The organism is Arthrobacter sp. cf158, from assembly GCF_900106835.1.
Lineage (GTDB): Bacteria > Actinomycetota > Actinomycetes > Actinomycetales > Micrococcaceae > Arthrobacter.
This window is the reverse complement of the sequence record NZ_FNNR01000009.1, coordinates 30,487-44,139: the sequence shown is the minus strand read 5'-3', so window position 1 is coordinate 44,139 and position 13,653 is coordinate 30,487. Positions and strand designations below refer to the sequence as shown.

20 protein-coding genes are annotated in these 13,653 nt (G+C 63.6%); 16 read left to right on the top strand and 4 right to left on the bottom strand.

What is annotated here, in order from left to right; genetic code table 11:
• Positions 1 to 33 precede the first annotated feature (33 nt).
• Positions 34 to 738, top strand: a complete 705-nt coding sequence (locus tag BLW08_RS17545; RefSeq protein WP_090824193.1) for an alpha/beta fold hydrolase — start codon at positions 34 to 36, stop codon at positions 736 to 738.
• Between the two features lie 12 nt (positions 739 to 750).
• Here BLW08_RS17545 and BLW08_RS17540 read toward each other — a convergent pair whose 3' ends face one another.
• Positions 751 to 1,173, bottom strand: a complete 423-nt coding sequence (locus BLW08_RS17540; protein WP_090824191.1) for a YtxH domain-containing protein — start codon at positions 1,171 to 1,173, stop codon at positions 751 to 753.
• A 184-nt stretch (positions 1,174 to 1,357) separates the two neighbouring features.
• Here BLW08_RS17540 and BLW08_RS17535 point away from each other — a divergent pair, with 184 nt between their 5' ends.
• The 4 genes from BLW08_RS17535 (at position 1,358) to BLW08_RS17520 (ending at position 3,429) form a co-directional block, all read left to right on the top strand.
• Positions 1,358 to 1,555, top strand: a complete 198-nt coding sequence (locus BLW08_RS17535) for a CsbD family protein (RefSeq protein ID WP_090824189.1) — start codon at positions 1,358 to 1,360, stop codon at positions 1,553 to 1,555.
• Between the two features lie 305 nt (positions 1,556 to 1,860).
• Positions 1,861 to 2,130, top strand: coding sequence for a GlsB/YeaQ/YmgE family stress response membrane protein (locus BLW08_RS17530; RefSeq protein WP_090824187.1), 270 nt, complete (start codon positions 1,861 to 1,863; stop codon positions 2,128 to 2,130).
• Positions 2,123 to 2,383: a hypothetical protein gene (locus BLW08_RS17525; protein WP_090824185.1), complete on the top strand. Its 261-nt coding sequence runs from the start codon at positions 2,123 to 2,125 to the stop codon at positions 2,381 to 2,383. The genes BLW08_RS17530 and BLW08_RS17525 overlap by 8 nt, the downstream gene beginning before the upstream one ends.
• Positions 2,384 to 2,559: 176 nt before the next feature.
• Positions 2,560 to 3,429 carry an AraC family transcriptional regulator gene (locus BLW08_RS17520; RefSeq protein ID WP_090824183.1) on the top strand — a complete coding sequence of 290 codons (870 nt, stop codon included), beginning with the start codon at positions 2,560 to 2,562 and terminating at the stop codon, positions 3,427 to 3,429.
• On the opposite strand, the gene BLW08_RS17515 is transcribed toward BLW08_RS17520, so the two are convergent.
• The 3 genes from BLW08_RS17515 to BLW08_RS17505 form a co-directional block, all read right to left on the bottom strand.
• Complete coding sequence (locus BLW08_RS17515) at positions 3,419 to 4,222, bottom strand: DUF1206 domain-containing protein (protein ID WP_091326966.1); 804 nt, start codon at positions 4,220 to 4,222, stop codon at positions 3,419 to 3,421. The genes BLW08_RS17520 and BLW08_RS17515 overlap by 11 nt on opposite strands.
• A gap of 110 nt (positions 4,223 to 4,332) precedes the next feature.
• Positions 4,333 to 4,536, bottom strand: coding sequence for a hypothetical protein (locus tag BLW08_RS17510; RefSeq protein ID WP_090824181.1), 204 nt, complete (start codon positions 4,534 to 4,536; stop codon positions 4,333 to 4,335).
• 121 nt (positions 4,537 to 4,657) lie between these two features.
• Positions 4,658 to 6,553, bottom strand: coding sequence for a DUF2264 domain-containing protein (locus BLW08_RS17505; protein ID WP_091326725.1), 1,896 nt, complete (start codon positions 6,551 to 6,553; stop codon positions 4,658 to 4,660).
• 196 nt (positions 6,554 to 6,749) lie between these two features.
• Here BLW08_RS17505 and BLW08_RS17500 point away from each other — a divergent pair, with 196 nt between their 5' ends.
• From BLW08_RS17500 to BLW08_RS17450, 11 genes are all read left to right on the top strand, one after another.
• A complete protein-coding gene (locus tag BLW08_RS17500; RefSeq protein ID WP_091326722.1) occupies positions 6,750 to 7,256 on the top strand; it encodes an Asp23/Gls24 family envelope stress response protein in 507 nt (168 codons plus the stop codon).
• On the top strand, positions 7,253 to 7,444 hold the full coding sequence (locus BLW08_RS17495; RefSeq protein ID WP_024818603.1) for a DUF2273 domain-containing protein: 192 nt from the start codon (positions 7,253 to 7,255) through the stop codon (positions 7,442 to 7,444). The genes BLW08_RS17500 and BLW08_RS17495 overlap by 4 nt, the downstream gene beginning before the upstream one ends.
• The gene (locus BLW08_RS17490) at positions 7,441 to 7,821 is read left to right on the top strand and encodes a hypothetical protein (RefSeq protein WP_091326721.1); all 381 of its coding nucleotides are present in this window, start codon (positions 7,441 to 7,443) and stop codon (positions 7,819 to 7,821) included. Before BLW08_RS17495 ends, BLW08_RS17490 begins: the two co-directional genes overlap by 4 nt.
• The gene (locus BLW08_RS17485; protein ID WP_091326718.1) at positions 7,818 to 8,399 is read left to right on the top strand and encodes a hypothetical protein; all 582 of its coding nucleotides are present in this window, start codon (positions 7,818 to 7,820) and stop codon (positions 8,397 to 8,399) included. Before BLW08_RS17490 ends, BLW08_RS17485 begins: the two co-directional genes overlap by 4 nt.
• Positions 8,396 to 9,001, top strand: coding sequence for a hypothetical protein (locus BLW08_RS17480; protein ID WP_091326717.1), 606 nt, complete (start codon positions 8,396 to 8,398; stop codon positions 8,999 to 9,001). Before BLW08_RS17485 ends, BLW08_RS17480 begins: the two co-directional genes overlap by 4 nt.
• Positions 9,002 to 9,097: 96 nt before the next feature.
• The gene (locus BLW08_RS17475) at positions 9,098 to 9,328 is read left to right on the top strand and encodes a CsbD family protein (protein ID WP_091326714.1); all 231 of its coding nucleotides are present in this window, start codon (positions 9,098 to 9,100) and stop codon (positions 9,326 to 9,328) included.
• A 112-nt stretch (positions 9,329 to 9,440) separates the two neighbouring features.
• On the top strand, positions 9,441 to 10,025 hold the full coding sequence (locus tag BLW08_RS17470; protein WP_090824165.1) for an RNA polymerase sigma factor: 585 nt from the start codon (positions 9,441 to 9,443) through the stop codon (positions 10,023 to 10,025).
• Positions 10,022 to 10,630 (top strand): Asp23/Gls24 family envelope stress response protein, encoded by a 609-nt coding sequence (locus BLW08_RS17465; RefSeq protein ID WP_091326711.1) that lies wholly within the window; start codon positions 10,022 to 10,024, stop codon positions 10,628 to 10,630. Before BLW08_RS17470 ends, BLW08_RS17465 begins: the two co-directional genes overlap by 4 nt.
• Entirely contained in the window at positions 10,627 to 10,995 is a 369-nt protein-coding gene (locus BLW08_RS17460) for a hypothetical protein (protein ID WP_091326708.1), read from the top strand. The genes BLW08_RS17465 and BLW08_RS17460 overlap by 4 nt, the downstream gene beginning before the upstream one ends.
• Before the next feature lie 84 nt (positions 10,996 to 11,079).
• The gene (locus tag BLW08_RS17455; RefSeq protein WP_090824161.1) at positions 11,080 to 12,180 is read left to right on the top strand and encodes a substrate-binding domain-containing protein; all 1,101 of its coding nucleotides are present in this window, start codon (positions 11,080 to 11,082) and stop codon (positions 12,178 to 12,180) included.
• 112 nt (positions 12,181 to 12,292) lie between these two features.
• Positions 12,293 to 13,606: an ABC transporter substrate-binding protein gene (locus BLW08_RS17450; protein ID WP_091326706.1), complete on the top strand. Its 1,314-nt coding sequence runs from the start codon at positions 12,293 to 12,295 to the stop codon at positions 13,604 to 13,606.
• Positions 13,607 to 13,653 lie beyond the last annotated feature (47 nt).

Below are 13,653 nucleotides of genomic sequence, written 5' to 3'. Positions count from 1 at the left end.
CATCCTGTCGGTGGCCTCCCGTAGGGTACCGGCATGGACATCATCCTTGTACCCGGTTTCTGGTTGGACGCATCGTCATGGGAGGAGGTGACCCCGCCGCTGGAGGCGGCAGGGCACACGGTTCATCCGCTCACACTGCCCGGGCTGGAGTCCGCGGATTCCGACCGCGCCGGCATTGGGCTCCGGACACACATCGATGCCGTGGTGGAGAAGGTGGACTCCCTGGACGGGAAGGTGGTGCTGGTGGGCCACTCGGGCGGCGGTGCCATCATTCACGGCGTGGCGGATGCCCGCCCTGACCGGGTAGCCCGGGCCATTTACGTGGACAGCGGACCGCTCGGCGAGGGCGGCGTCATCAATGATGAACTGCCCGACGACGGCGACGACCTTCCCCTGCCGCCGTGGGAGCTGTTCGAGGACGAAGACCTCATCGACATGACCGAAGACCTCAAAGCTGCCTTCCGTGCACGGGCCATCCCGGAACCCAAAGGCGTCGCCTTCGATCAGCAGCACCTCAGCGACGTCCGACGCTACGACGTCCCAGCCACGATCATCGCGTGCCAGTTCCCGTCGTCGCTCCTCAAGGAGTGGATGGACGCCGGGCACCCGTTCACGGCCGAGCTCGCCAGGATCCGGGAAGTGGACTACATCGACCTGCCCACGGGCCACTGGCCACAGTTCACCAAGCCGAAGGAACTGGGCGAAGCCATCCTGACGGCCGTAAACAGCATTAGCTAGGGAGCCGCGCCGCTACGGGCGGGGCGGTGTGTTGGTCGCCGGTCCTTCCGGGGCCGCGCCGCCCTCGCCCGTCCAGTCACTGCCTGTGGTGTCATCCAGGGCTGGATCAGACACAACATCCGACTTGATGGTGGGCACGGTCCTGGCTCCGGAGGATGAGTCGGTGTGCTGGCCGGATTTTGGGGTGGCAATACCCGGGAACATGGTCTCCGCCTTCTCCATCAGCTTCTTACCTGCCTCATACAGGTTGTCCAGGATGTCCGGAACCGACTCCTGGACGGCTTCGGTGGCTTGATGGACGTTCTCTTGGACGTCCGGGTTCTTCCAGACCTTTTCCGTGCCTCCGCGGATCCGCCGGTACACCTCCGGCCAGGACTTCGATCCCCACACGTAGCCCACAGCCACGCCAACGGCGAACAATGCTTTGCCTTTCACAGCAATCACTCCTTCCGAGGTGTTTATCCAATGACAGTAGTCCGGCGGGCGGCACCATGTCACCTGCGCCAAGCCCAGGGTCCGGCAAAAGGGGATTTGCTGAAATAAAAAGCCCGACTAAACTGTTATGCCATCCAGCGAACAATCGCAGGCATCCCGCATCTCAACCCGAGGAGTGAAAGCCATGGGACTGGGCGACAAAATCAAGAACGCTGCCGAAGAAGCGGTAGGCAAGGTCAAGGAAAAGGCCGGCGAAACGTCAGGCAACCCGGATCTTCAAGCCGAGGGGCAGGCCGAGCAATCGGCAGCGAATCTCAAGCAGGCCGGCGAGAAAGTCAAGGACGCCGCCAAGGACATCAAGGACTCACTGGGTGGCCACTAGGCCGCCAATTCGCGCGACGCGGGCCCTTGAGGCAAGGTCACCCTAATAGACAGGTTACTTGCTACTAGTCTCTCGAGCCGCTAGCGTTACTGGTGTAGTACCGAGTCTGACCCAATCGGCAGGAGTGCTTTATTGGCTGCATTTCACAAATTCATCGGGGTTGCATAAAGAGTTCCACTCCCCCACATTCCATAGGGCCTGCAAGGGCCCCATTACGGTGCCTACAACTTGGAACAGGCACCCGGTGAAATTACTCGCTTCATCACGTTCATGGAATTTCCATTGACAAGAAAGTAGGAGCAAAAATGGGTTTCTTTGGTTTTCTTCTGCTGGGCCTCCTGGCCGGCGCTATCGCAAAACTTATTCTTCCCGGCCGCCAAGGTGGCGGCTGGTTCGTAACACTTCTGTTGGGCGTCGTCGGCGCTCTTCTGGGCGGCTGGATCGGCGGGCTGATCTTCGGCACCGGACTGCAGGAGTTCTTCTCCCTCACCACGTGGCTCCTGGCCATCGGCGGCTCCATCATCGTGCTGCTGATCTACGGCCTGGTTACTGGCCGCAAGGCTTCTCATGGCTGATCACCAGAACCACAATGCCAAGGACGATGACCTTGAGGGCCAATACTCCGAGGGGGACTACGGCGATGCCGGCGTCTCTCCGGAAACGCTGAAGGATGACGCCGGCGGTGACTACACCGAAGGTGATTATGCCGAGAAGACGGTTCCTTCGGCTGACGCCGAGTTGGACGAACACAACACGGAAGACACCCCCAAGGACCGGCCATTCTCATCCGAACCGGATGACGAAGCTTCTGGTTCCAGCAGGCCGTAATACCTGAACACCGTATTTACTGGACAAGTCCAAGAGCCCGGAGGCTGCAGCTGCAGCCCCCGGGCTCTTGCGTTGTCCGGGCTCTTGCGTTGTCCGGCCTGATACTTTCGGGCAAGGATTGTTGGGCCATCAGAGCAGTGGCCCGCGTAGCGTCGGTGCAAGGAATGGAGGCAACTGTGCAGGAATGGAACCGGGCCGTGGAATTGATCGAGCATGATCTGACGGCCAACGTGGAGGTGAGCACCCTGGCCCGGACCGCCTTGACGTCCGAGTATCACTTCCGGCGGATGTTCTCCTCCTTGGCGGGTCTTCCCATCTCGGAGTACATCCGCAGGAGGAGGCTCACGGCAGCCACTGCGGAAATCCTTGAGGGCGGAACAGTCCTGGACGTCGCGGTCCGCTACGGATATGGCTCGGCGGAAGCGTTCGCGCGGGCGTTCAAGGCCATGCATGGGCTCACGCCGTCCGAGGCACGGCAACCCGGCGCCGTTCTCCATTCCCAACCTCAGCTGAGGTTCCACCTCCGAGTCGAAGGGAATACCGACATGAAGCACCGCATCGAAGACAAACCTGCTTTCCGCCTCATAGGACTGAAAGCACGCGTCCCCCTGGTCCACAAAGGACCCAACCAGGCCATCATCGACTTTCAGAGGAGCCTGGATCCGGCCGTCACCCAGCACATGCTCGATTTTGCGGATATACAACCGTCCGGCCCGGTGTCGGTGACTGACAACATCGACGAGCGGCGGAGCGAAGGCAGCGAGCTGGACTACTGGCACGCCGTCGCCTCCAGCCGGCCGCCGCAGGAAGGCTTTGACACGTTGGAAGTCCCGGCCGGGCTGTGGGTGGTGTTCGAGGCAGAAGGGAAGTTCCCCGAGGTTCTGCAGCGGATGTGGGCCGACGCCGCCACAGAATGGTTCCCGGCCAACCCGTACAGGTGGGTGCCCGGTCCTGAGATGCTCAGCGTCCAGGTGGAGCCCGGGGGAACGCATGGCAGCGGACAGCTCTGGATTCCCATCGAACGGGAAGAAGGCGCTACGTCTTGAGTGTTTTCGCTTTGACCATGAGGAACAGTCCGTAGGCGATGAGCCCTACGGCCACCGCGGCCAGCAGGTACGGACCATATGGCTGCTCCTTCAACGCCTTCAAGCTGCCGTCCAGCCCGGTGGACTGCTCGGGTTGGGCGCGCACGGCGGCAATGACCACCAGGAGGCCCACCAGGAAGAGGGCAATCCCCTTGGCGATATAGCCCACAACCCCTACGCCCAGCTGGAACTTGCGGACCGTCCGGGCGGATGACAGTGAAATGTCCTTCTTGAAGGTCTGCCGGAAACCCCGCACCGCGAACACGATGCCCGTGATGGCAATACCCGCCCCGATGGCGACCAGCAGGAACACCCCGAACGGCGCCTTCATGAGGGTCACGGTCACATCGGTGGTGGACTCGCGGCTGTTCTGCCCCTTGCCGACGATGAAGGAAGTGATGGTGGTGGCAAGGGCGGCGAAAACGATCGCCTGCCCCACGGCGGAGAGCCTTTTGCCAAGCTTGTTGTCCGAATCTCTTTTGTACCCAAGAAGTGCGTTGCTCAACTGCCACACGGCGAGCGCCGCGCAGGCGGCAAAACAGGCCCAGAGCAGGAAGGGTCCTGCGGGTTGGCTGGCCAGCGACGCCACGGCTCCCGAGACATCGGCCTCGCCAACGCGCCCGAAGGCCAGTTGCAGGGCGATTGCGCCGATGAGGACATGCAGCAACCCACTGACGGCGTAGCCTGCCCGGGCAACAATCTCGAAGGATCGCGAGTTCGCAGCATCCTCAGCCACATCAGCGGCCTTGCGGATCTCTTCTTTGATGGCAAGCCTCCTTATTTTTTGGTTCTGGTCTCCATCGTCCCTTAAAACGACGTCGGGCAGGCACCCTGGGTGCCTGCCCGACTCAAATTTTTCGGGTCCTAGAATCCGCAGACCGATTGCGGCCAAATGCTCCGGAGGCCTACGCCGAGCGGGTTGAACTGTTCACGGACGGCCACCACTGCCCGGGCCTGGCCCAGAACTTCACCTGCGTGGCGGACAGCCTCCGCGGTGCCGGCAAAGGCGTCGGACTTCACGTGGGCAGCGCCGGTGCGTGAGGACGTGGCGGTGATCTGGTCAGTCATTTCGGTGGTCCTTCCTGGAAGCTCCCATCAGCGGATTGGCTGATGTTTCAACCATCGGATGGGGTCCTCAAGAACCACGCCGGGTCATCTCAAGATTGGCTCAAGAATCCAGCCGCCACCCTCAGCTGGCGAACGACACTTCCAGTACCTGCCCTGAGCCCAAGGTGAGGCGGGCGCTGACGCGATGGTCGTCGTCGTGCAGGGTGAAAGTCCCAGGAGGCACGACGGCGGGAGGCACCCACGTGGGCGCCTCACCCCCGAGGTACATCAGCGAGGCGAAACAGTTGCGGCTGCCGGTCAGCTGTCCTTCCAGGTAGCCGCATGCGGCGTGCCCACCGAGTGGTGAGACGCCCTCCGCCCGGTAGATGCCGCCGCCCGTGTAGCCGTGAAGGGGCCAGACGGCTGCCTGCAGGTGACCGTTGCTGAGTATGCCCTGACTGTCCTCCACCGGCGAGGCTCCGGCGAGCGCGTAGCCGCCATCGCGGACCGTCAGCCCGGAATCGGCTTCCACAACATGCACCCGCAGCTCATAGCCGCCGGCCGCTGCGGTGCCCGTCGCCACCCGCCATGGTGACAGGGCAGGGTCATCTCCGTTCCACACGGGGGCGTGCCAACTGGCCGCTTGATTGTTCGATGCCCCGAGGCGGTGGATCCTGGCGCGGCGACTGGGAGTGCCGGACTGGTTGAGGATGGCGAAGTGGTTATCGACCGGATCGCGGGTGAACATCGGTGCCGTGTGGCTGGAGTAGGCGAGGCGGCGGTACAGGAGATCATCAGGGCCCGGCGCGTAATACTTGTCGCTGCCGTGGTTGAGCAGCCGCGCTATGCCATCGCCGGCTGTGGAGTGGAGCAAGTAGTTGGGTGCCTCCGCGTGCTTGAGTCCGTCCGCTGCTTCCGACGGCGAAGGCTCCTCCACAGCGGTCCACACGGGGTGGTCCGGGGGAAGGAGCAGCCCGACGAAGGCTTTGGATGTCCAGTACGGCGAGGCGGGGCCGGAGTACTCCTGGGTCATGGGTTCAAAAGCGCCAAGCCACCCAAGGGACGGCAGCCCGCGGTCGTAAGCTCCGTTGTCCAGGAAGTACTTGGCCGCGCCGCTGGCGATCCGCCGGGTCTGGCCAGGGGTCAGTGGCGTTGCGGAGACGGCCTCGCCCATGAACAGTGGCGCCACGGCCGCGAAGCGGTAGATCAGGGAACGGCCATGGAAGACCGGGGCCCCGTTGGAGCCGAAAAACCTGACGTGGTCCTCCAGGAATGCCGCGAGCCGGGTCCGGTAGACCTCCATGCGCGGCGCCGCCTCCGGGTGACGGTTCGCGGCAAACTCTGCCCAGAGGATGGGGTAGAGGTGCATGGCCCAACCGCAGTAGTAGTCGAAGAAGTCCCCGGTGCCATTGTTATCGCCGTCGCGGTACCAGCCCCCGCCCGCATACCAGTCCTCCAGCCTCTTCAGGCCGTGGTCAATCTGTGCAGCGTTGTGTTCCAATCCGGCACCGGCCAGGAATTCGGCAATCATCACCTGGAACAGCACCCAGTTGTTGTCCACGCAGATGCTGGTGGAGGAACCCTGCAGCCAAGCGGCCACCTGGGATTGCTGTTGGGTGGTCAATGTATCCCACAGCCAGGTTTTGGTCAGTTGAAGACCCAGGACAAGGGACGCAGCTTCCACCATGGGCTGCGAGCGGTCACGGATGGGTGGCCACTCTTCAGGACCGCCCGCCCGCGTTCCCTCCAGCAGGCCTTCGCGGTAGAACTCCATGTGGCCCTGGGGATCGCTGCCGCGCTCGCCTGCCACGCGAAAGGCTGCCATCAGGAACGTGCGGGCGAATCCTTCCAGACCATCGGACATAACGCCCGACGACGACGGCCTGCCGCCCAGGCGAATGGTCGCCTTCCGGGGCGAAAAGTAAGGACGCACCGCGAGCAACTGCTGGTCTGCGAAGGCAACCCAGTGTTCCCGCGTCCATCCGGTGATGGGGCTGAGGTCATCATCCGGGGCGGGCATGGTGAAGCCGATGGCCATGAGTCTCCTGCGGGCTGTAGTTCCAGCTTCATTACAGTAAGTTGCCCCGGCTTGGCGCGGGGTGAACTGAACAATAGTGAACGCACTCTACGTGATGCAGCTCACATAAATTTCACCGTGAGGAATCCCTGCCGGGCTACGTCCTATTCATGACGGCGCAAAAGAACGCCGCACACAACGGACAGGAGTGATTGCCATGACGATCCAGACCCACACCCCCGCAGACGTCCCCGCAAAGAACACCCCGGCCGCCACCCCGGCGTCGGCACAGGATAAGACGGCACGGGACCTGACAGCCCAGGACAAGGGCAAGGACGGCCGGGGAGCAACCACTGTGGCTGACGGCGTCGTAGCCAAGATCGCCGGCATCGCCATCCAGGAAATCCCCGGCGTCCACGCCCTGGGCGGCGGCGCGGCCCGCGCAATCGGAAACCTCCGCGAAAAGGTTGGACACAAGGACCTCACGCAGGGCGTCAGCGTGGAAGTTGGGCAGACCCAGGTGGCGGTGGACGTCACCCTGGTTGTTGAATACCCGCACCCGCTCCAGGAAGTGGCAGACAACGCCCGCGACGCCGTGTACACCGCCATCGAAGACCTGGTGGGCATGGAAGTCACCGAAGTGAACATCACCATCACGGACATCCACGTGCCGTCCGAGGACTCCGAGGCCGATGACGCCACCCGTGAGCCGAGGGTCGCATGAGCCCCACAGTTACCGGCATGGCCGTAGGAGCGGTCCTGGCACTGGCCGGACTGGCCTTCGGATTTTGGGGACTGCTGCTGACAGCGCTGTTCGTAGGAATCGGGGCTGTGCTGGGCCGCTCCGCCGAGGGAAAGCTTGACCTGGGCGGGGTGCTGGATGCCCTGCGGGGCAAGCGCTCCTCCTCATGACCAGCCAGGCCGGCGGCCCGGCATCCGAAAAAAGGGCCGGGCACACCCGGATTGCCCGCACCGCGCTCCGCAAAACGGTGGAAACCATGACGGCACGCGCTTTCGGAGTGGGTGGGAGCAACGTCACCGCTGACCTGGAAGACGACTCCGGAAAGCTGGGAGTCCGGCTTTCGGTCCAGTTGGCGCTCCCGCCGCTCCTGGCGCCGCGGAAAGGTGCAGCCACCGTTTTTGACCAGGCACAGGCTGCGCGGGCAGAACTCGTGGCCCGCAGCATGGAACTCACCGGCATGGAGCTCGGCCGGGTAGACATCCGGCTCACCGGCGCAAAGCCGGCACAGCTTAAGGAAAACCAGTCCAAGGAAAGGAGGGTGCAGTGAAGCAGGATCGACGTATCCGGCGCATGATCCGGCGGGAGACGCACTCTTCCAGGTCAGTCCCGTCCATCGTGGCCGCCTCCATCCTCCTGGTCACGTTCCTCTGGCTGGCGTTGGAATCCGTGCTGTGGCTCCTCAAGGAACAGCCCCTGCTTGCAAGCCCGGCCCAACTGCGGCAGTGGCTGCTTGACCTTCCTGCCAACACCATCCCGGCGGGCATGACCGCCGCTGGTGTTGGCCTGGGGATTCTGGGGCTGCTGGTGATCGGCACGGCGGTAGGCAAGGGACGCCGGCCCAGGCGCGCCCTGGCCAGCCACCGCATGGCAACGGTGGTGGATGACGACGTCATCGCCGCCGCCGTATCCAGCAAAACCCGCCTAGCAGCTGGCCTGGCGCCAGGGCAGGTGACCACCACGGTGGGTGGACAGTCCGTACGGGTCCAGGTGCGTCCGACGTCGGGCGTTCCGCTGCACCTTGAGTCCATCACAACAGCGCTCGACGCCGAACTGGCCGCCTATGGGCTGAACCGGCCGGTCAAGCGCAACGTACGGGTACTGAACGAAGGAGCCGTGGGGCAATGAGAAGGACCAACCGTGCTGTGAACCGCATCCTGCTCACCATCGTGGGCCTTGCAATTCTGGGCGCCGGAGCCGCACTCATCGCGGCCGGAACCCTGCCGGGAGCATCGGACACATGGTGGGCAATTGGCTCCAACCTGACGGATCAAGCCCGCAGCCTTGCCGGCAATGCACCCGGGCCTGGCCCGGTGCGGAGCTGGTGGCTGGCCGCCGGCATAGCAGTCCTGCTGCTGGCCGCCGCACTGAGCGCCGCCTGGCTGGCGTCCCAGGGTGGCGGACGAACACCCCGTCTGGCAGAGGAATCCGACGGGACCCACGGCCGGACCGTGGTGGATGTGGGACTCATCTCCGCAGCAGTACACGAGGCTCTGAAGGGCAACAAGGACGTTCTGTCCGCCTCAGTCTCCGCTTGGGAATCACGGAGCGGGACGGCGCTGCGGCTCCGCATGCAAGCCCGCAAGGGAACCTCACCCCGCGAGCTTGCCGATACCGCCGAAGAACTCGTCCAGGGAATCGACGCGTGGCTGGGCCATCCACTACCGGTCCTGGTCCGAATTACCAGCGGCGCCCGGAGCAGGGTGTCCGGTTCCCGTCGTGCCCGGTGACCGCCTTTTATCAGTCACCGCAGTAAGAACAGCTTCTTTACCGAATAAAACCGGCGCGGCCCTCAATGACCGCGCATGACAAGAAAAGGGAACACCATGGGTATCAACGACAAGATCAACAACGCAGCCACCGAACACCTGGGCGCTGCCAAGGAAGGCGCAGGCAAGCTCACCGGCGATCAGTCCCTGGAGCGCGAAGGCCAGCAGGACCAAGCCCAGGCCAAGCTCCAGCAGGCCGGCGAAAAGGTCAAGGATGCTGCAGCGGACATCAGCGAAAACATCAAGGATGCCGCCCAGAAGCTCAAAGACGGCTTCACCAACAAGTAGTCCTTGGGCCGGGACGGTTCCACCGAAACCAGGAACCGTCCCGGGGATACCGCCACGATTCAAGACCCAAGATTCTGACTCGTATCGACTGTGCACTGGGAAGGCAGGAAACGTGACTGGTTCACCCGCGGCGCAGCACCAACTGGACCTGGTTCCCGATGCCCTGCTGGCTGGCAGGGCCGCAGATGGTGACACTGCCGCTTTCGAGGCCTTGGCCAGACGCCACGGCCCCCTGATGCGGGCCACGGCCCGTCGGTTGACCGGCTCACTGGCCGACGCCGACGACGTCGTCCAGGAGACACTCGTCCAGGCCTGGAAACAACTGGACGGCTTGCGGGACCCGGCCGCGGTGAAGGGTTGGTTGCTTCGCATCGTTGGCAGCCGCAGCATCGACCATCTCCGGAAACGCCGCCACCACGCGGACCTTGGCACCGTTGAAAACGCAGTGGACCCCGACTCCCGGCCCAAGAACAAGGACCCGGAAACCAACGCCGTCAACAGCTCCCGGATTGAGGCCCTGAAGGCGGCGCTCGCCAAGCTTCCGGAGGAACAACGGCGCTGTTGGGTGCTCAAGGAGTTCAATGACCAAAGCTACGAGGAAATTGCGCTGACACTGAACATCAGCCCAGCCAGTGTCCGCGGCCGCCTGGCCCGGGCACGGATCACTCTTGCGCGCACCATGGAGGAATGGCGATGAACACCAGCGACACCCTCGAATGCGGCCACAGCCTCGCAGAGCTAAGCGCCTACCTGGACACCGGACAGATTGCCGATCCCGTCCACGTGGAAACATGCCCCGAATGCCAGGCAGGGTTGGCCTCGCTGCGCCACCTCTCAGAGCTGGGGAGAGAATTGCTCAGCTCAGACGTGGCGGAGGCAGGCTCCGGCACTGACGACTGGATGCAGTCAATCTTGGACAACCTCCGGCTGGAGTTGCGGCCGGGACGCAGCATTCCCTTGCAGTCCGGCAACCCTCAGGACACCCTCTGGGAAACCGAGGGCTCCATCTCCGCACTCATCCGTTCCGTGGCCGATGCCCTGCCGGGAACAGCCGCCGGCAAGTGCCGCCTGCACGGCGATGTCACCACCCCCGGCGCCGACATCACCGTGGAAGTGGAGATAGCAGTGGTGTATGGACACCCCATGGAGGAACGTGCCGCCGCGCTCCGCCAGGAGCTGGCAGAGACCCTGGCCGTCCAAACTGAACTGACCATTCAAGCCATCAACATCACTGTCACCGATGTGCTGGAGCCACCACACCCAGCAAGCCCCGCAGATGCCACTACCGAGGAGCAGCCATGACCGAGCCGATGGACGTTGGGGCTGCAGCCCCCGCAAGTGCTTCCGCCGCCTCGGCAGACTTGGGCATCCTGGCCGAGCAGCTGCTCGGCGTAGTCCAGTCCGTGGAGGGTGTCAGTTCCGTCTACCCCGCCCAGCCGCTGTGGCAGTCCATCGCAGGTGCTGTGTTGTCCGTGGTCACCGGAGACACTCCCGCCCTGATCACCCTCACGGACGAGGCAGGAGTGCTGGCCGTGAAGACCAGGATCGCGGTGGGCACGTCCCGTCCGGCTCCAGCCGTGGCGCGTGAAGTAGCCGAAGCGGTGCGGCGGCACCTGCTCCCCCGGCCGGCCGCCGTCGACGTTTCGGTTGTAAAGGTAGGCGTGTAGGACACCGCTGGAGCGCAGAGGCACGCTGTTCTGGTTCATAATGAACAAACTGAACATAAGTGAACTTGATAGGCGGAGACCTGCATGCTGTCCGAGGATCGACAACAGCTCATCCTGAGGGAGCTTGCCCTGCATGGCTCACTCAATGCCGGTGAGTTCGCGGCCAAGCTGGGGACGTCGGGAATGACCATCCGGCGTGATCTCGCCGTGCTCGCTGAGCAGGGTTTGCTGGAGCGTGTGCATGGTGGCGCCGTGTCCTCGGGAGGCAAACCCGCGGGTCCTGCCGCTCAACAGTCCACGTCCTGGCGTCCAGGCGGGAGGCGGCCGCTGGCGACGATCGGGATGATCGTACCGTCGGCGTCGTACTATTTTCCGGGCGTGATCCGCGGCGCGGAGGCCGCCGCCCAGGAAGCAGGCGTGCGCTTGGTCCTGGGCGTTTCCAACTACTCGGGAGCTGAAGAGCGGCGTCAGGTGCGGCGGCTGTACGAACACGGCGTGGACGGCATCCTCATCACGCCCAGCGAGCAATCATTGGCCGGTACGGAGACGCTGGACCTGCTCGCCGAAGCCGATGTGCCCGTGGTGGTGGTGGAACGGTCAATCGACGACGCCCTGGACCGCGGCCGGTTGGAATCTGTGCGCAGCGACCACGTGCGCGGCTCCGAGATCGCGGTGAACCATCTCCTGGCCCTGGGGCACCAAAGGATCGCCATCTGCCTGCGGGAGAACAGCCCCACCGCGCCGCAACTCATCGATGGTTTCCATCTGGCCATGCAGCGCGCCGGGCATTCCCGCGACGACTCGATGGTCCGCGCCATGTCCCGGGCACAGAACGATCCCCAGGCTCACCGCGTGCTGGTGGATGCAATCCTGGACTGGTGCGCAGAGTCGCAGGTGACAGCCGCCATTGTCCACACCGATGAGGACGCGCTCCAATTTGTGAGTGCCTGCCAGGAGCGGCGGCTCCGCGTGCCTGAGGATTTCGCGATCGTCTCCTATGACGACGAGATCGCGGCCCTGGGGGCCGTTCCGCTCACCGCAGTGGCACCGCCAAAATACGACGTCGGACATCAGGCTTTGGTGATGTGTCTGAACCGGATCGGGGGAAGGCGCGGGAGCACCTCAGCGCTGCAGCGGGTCAACCTGTCCCCCGCGCTGGTGATCAGGGAATCGACGCAGGTATAGCTCCAAACTTGTTTACTTCTGTTCACTTTGTTGATGATGTTCATTTTTGTGGATTTCATGGTGCCTAGCCCACACCACGAACTTCGCATCGTGAACTTCAAAGGAGAACAGAATGAAGCGTCGCCAGCTTCTGCTTGGAGCAGTCAGCCTCATGGCCAGTGCTGCCCTCATCACCGGCTGTGGCAGCACCCAGGCTGCCGCACCAAATCCCACCCCCGCCGAAGACCCCTCCGGCACCATCACCTTCTGGTCATCCATGGCAGGCATGGACAAGGTGGCCGAGGCGTTCAACGCCAGCCAGAGCAAGATCAAGGTCACCTTCGAAACCATCCCCAACGGCGGCGCAGGCGGCTATGCCAAGCTCTCCACCGCCATCACGGCAGGCAATGGCCCGGATGTTGCCACCATCGAGTACCCGCAGTTGCCCCAGTTCGTCTCCAACGGACAACTCCAGCCCCTGGATGGCTACATCAACAAGGCAGAGACCGTGGACAAGCTCACGGACCAGACCAAAGCCTTGGTGCAGTTCGGCGATGCAACCTACGCACTCCCCTACGATGCTGCCCCCATGATCATGTGGTACCGCAAGGACATGCTGGACAAAGCCGGCGTAGGAGTTCCCAAGACCTGGCAGGACTTCGAGGAGGCCGGCAAGAAGCTGAAGGCCGTTGCCCCGGAGGCTCACCTTGCAAGCTTCAACCCAAATGAAGCCGCACTGACTGCAGCCCTGTCCTGGCAGGCCGGCGCCACGTGGTTCGGCACAGAAGGCGACAGCTGGAAGGTGGGCGTCAATGACGACGCTACGCAGAAGGTGGCCAACTACTGGCAGAAGCTGATTGACCAGAAGATCGTCAAGGTCCAGCAATCCTTCAGCGACGAGTGGTCCGCGGACCTGGCCAGTGGCGCCGTCGTGGGTGTTCTTGGTGCCAACTGGAGCGCAACCGGTATCCAGAAGCGTACGGAAGCCAGCGGCCAGAAGGGCCAGTGGATTGCAGCCGAGGTTCCCAACTGGGGCTCACCCGCCGACGCTTTCTACGGCGGCTCCAGCTTCAACATCACCAAGAGCAGCAAGAACCCTGCCGCCGCTGCCAAGTTCATCGAGTTCCTCGCCACCAGCCAGGATGCCATCAAGGCCCGAGGCAACACCGGTTCTGCCTTCCTGGCCTTCCCGGGCCTGACGCCGGTGGCACAGAAGGCGTTCGATTCCAGCTACTTCGGCAACGACATCTATTCCGTCTTTGATAAGGCCTACGCCTCGATCACCCCGGGCTGGCAGTGGGGTCCCAACTGGGACATCACCAACACTGCGCTCAAGGACGCCTACGGCAAGCTGACCAGCGGCGGCAAGGTCCTGGAAGCTGTTGACACGGCCCAGAGCGCCACGGTGGCCGGACTCAAGCAGAACGGCCTCTCCGTCAAGGAGTAGGCCCGCACGGTGGGGCGGCTATCGCGACTGCGGAGCCGCCCTGCCAG

Coding starts and splice junctions, on each gene's coding strand:
- BLW08_RS17450 (WP_091326706.1), top strand. CDS start 12,293: ATGAAGCGTCGCCAGCTTCTGCTTGGAGCAGTCAGCCTCATGGCCAGT.
- BLW08_RS17505 (WP_091326725.1), bottom strand. CDS start 6,553: ATGGCCATCGGCTTCACCATGCCCGCCCCGGATGATGACCTCAGCCCC.
- BLW08_RS17530 (WP_090824187.1), top strand. CDS start 1,861: ATGGGTTTCTTTGGTTTTCTTCTGCTGGGCCTCCTGGCCGGCGCTATC.
- BLW08_RS17465 (WP_091326711.1), top strand. CDS start 10,022: ATGAACACCAGCGACACCCTCGAATGCGGCCACAGCCTCGCAGAGCTA.
- BLW08_RS17460 (WP_091326708.1), top strand. CDS start 10,627: ATGACCGAGCCGATGGACGTTGGGGCTGCAGCCCCCGCAAGTGCTTCC.
- BLW08_RS17475 (WP_091326714.1), top strand. CDS start 9,098: ATGGGTATCAACGACAAGATCAACAACGCAGCCACCGAACACCTGGGC.
- BLW08_RS17525 (WP_090824185.1), top strand. CDS start 2,123: ATGGCTGATCACCAGAACCACAATGCCAAGGACGATGACCTTGAGGGC.
- BLW08_RS17500 (WP_091326722.1), top strand. CDS start 6,750: ATGACGATCCAGACCCACACCCCCGCAGACGTCCCCGCAAAGAACACC.
- BLW08_RS17480 (WP_091326717.1), top strand. CDS start 8,396: ATGAGAAGGACCAACCGTGCTGTGAACCGCATCCTGCTCACCATCGTG.
- BLW08_RS17535 (WP_090824189.1), top strand. CDS start 1,358: ATGGGACTGGGCGACAAAATCAAGAACGCTGCCGAAGAAGCGGTAGGC.
- BLW08_RS17495 (WP_024818603.1), top strand. CDS start 7,253: ATGAGCCCCACAGTTACCGGCATGGCCGTAGGAGCGGTCCTGGCACTG.
- BLW08_RS17455 (WP_090824161.1), top strand. CDS start 11,080: ATGCTGTCCGAGGATCGACAACAGCTCATCCTGAGGGAGCTTGCCCTG.
- BLW08_RS17490 (WP_091326721.1), top strand. CDS start 7,441: ATGACCAGCCAGGCCGGCGGCCCGGCATCCGAAAAAAGGGCCGGGCAC.
- BLW08_RS17545 (WP_090824193.1), top strand. CDS start 34: ATGGACATCATCCTTGTACCCGGTTTCTGGTTGGACGCATCGTCATGG.
- BLW08_RS17510 (WP_090824181.1), bottom strand. CDS start 4,536: ATGACTGACCAGATCACCGCCACGTCCTCACGCACCGGCGCTGCCCAC.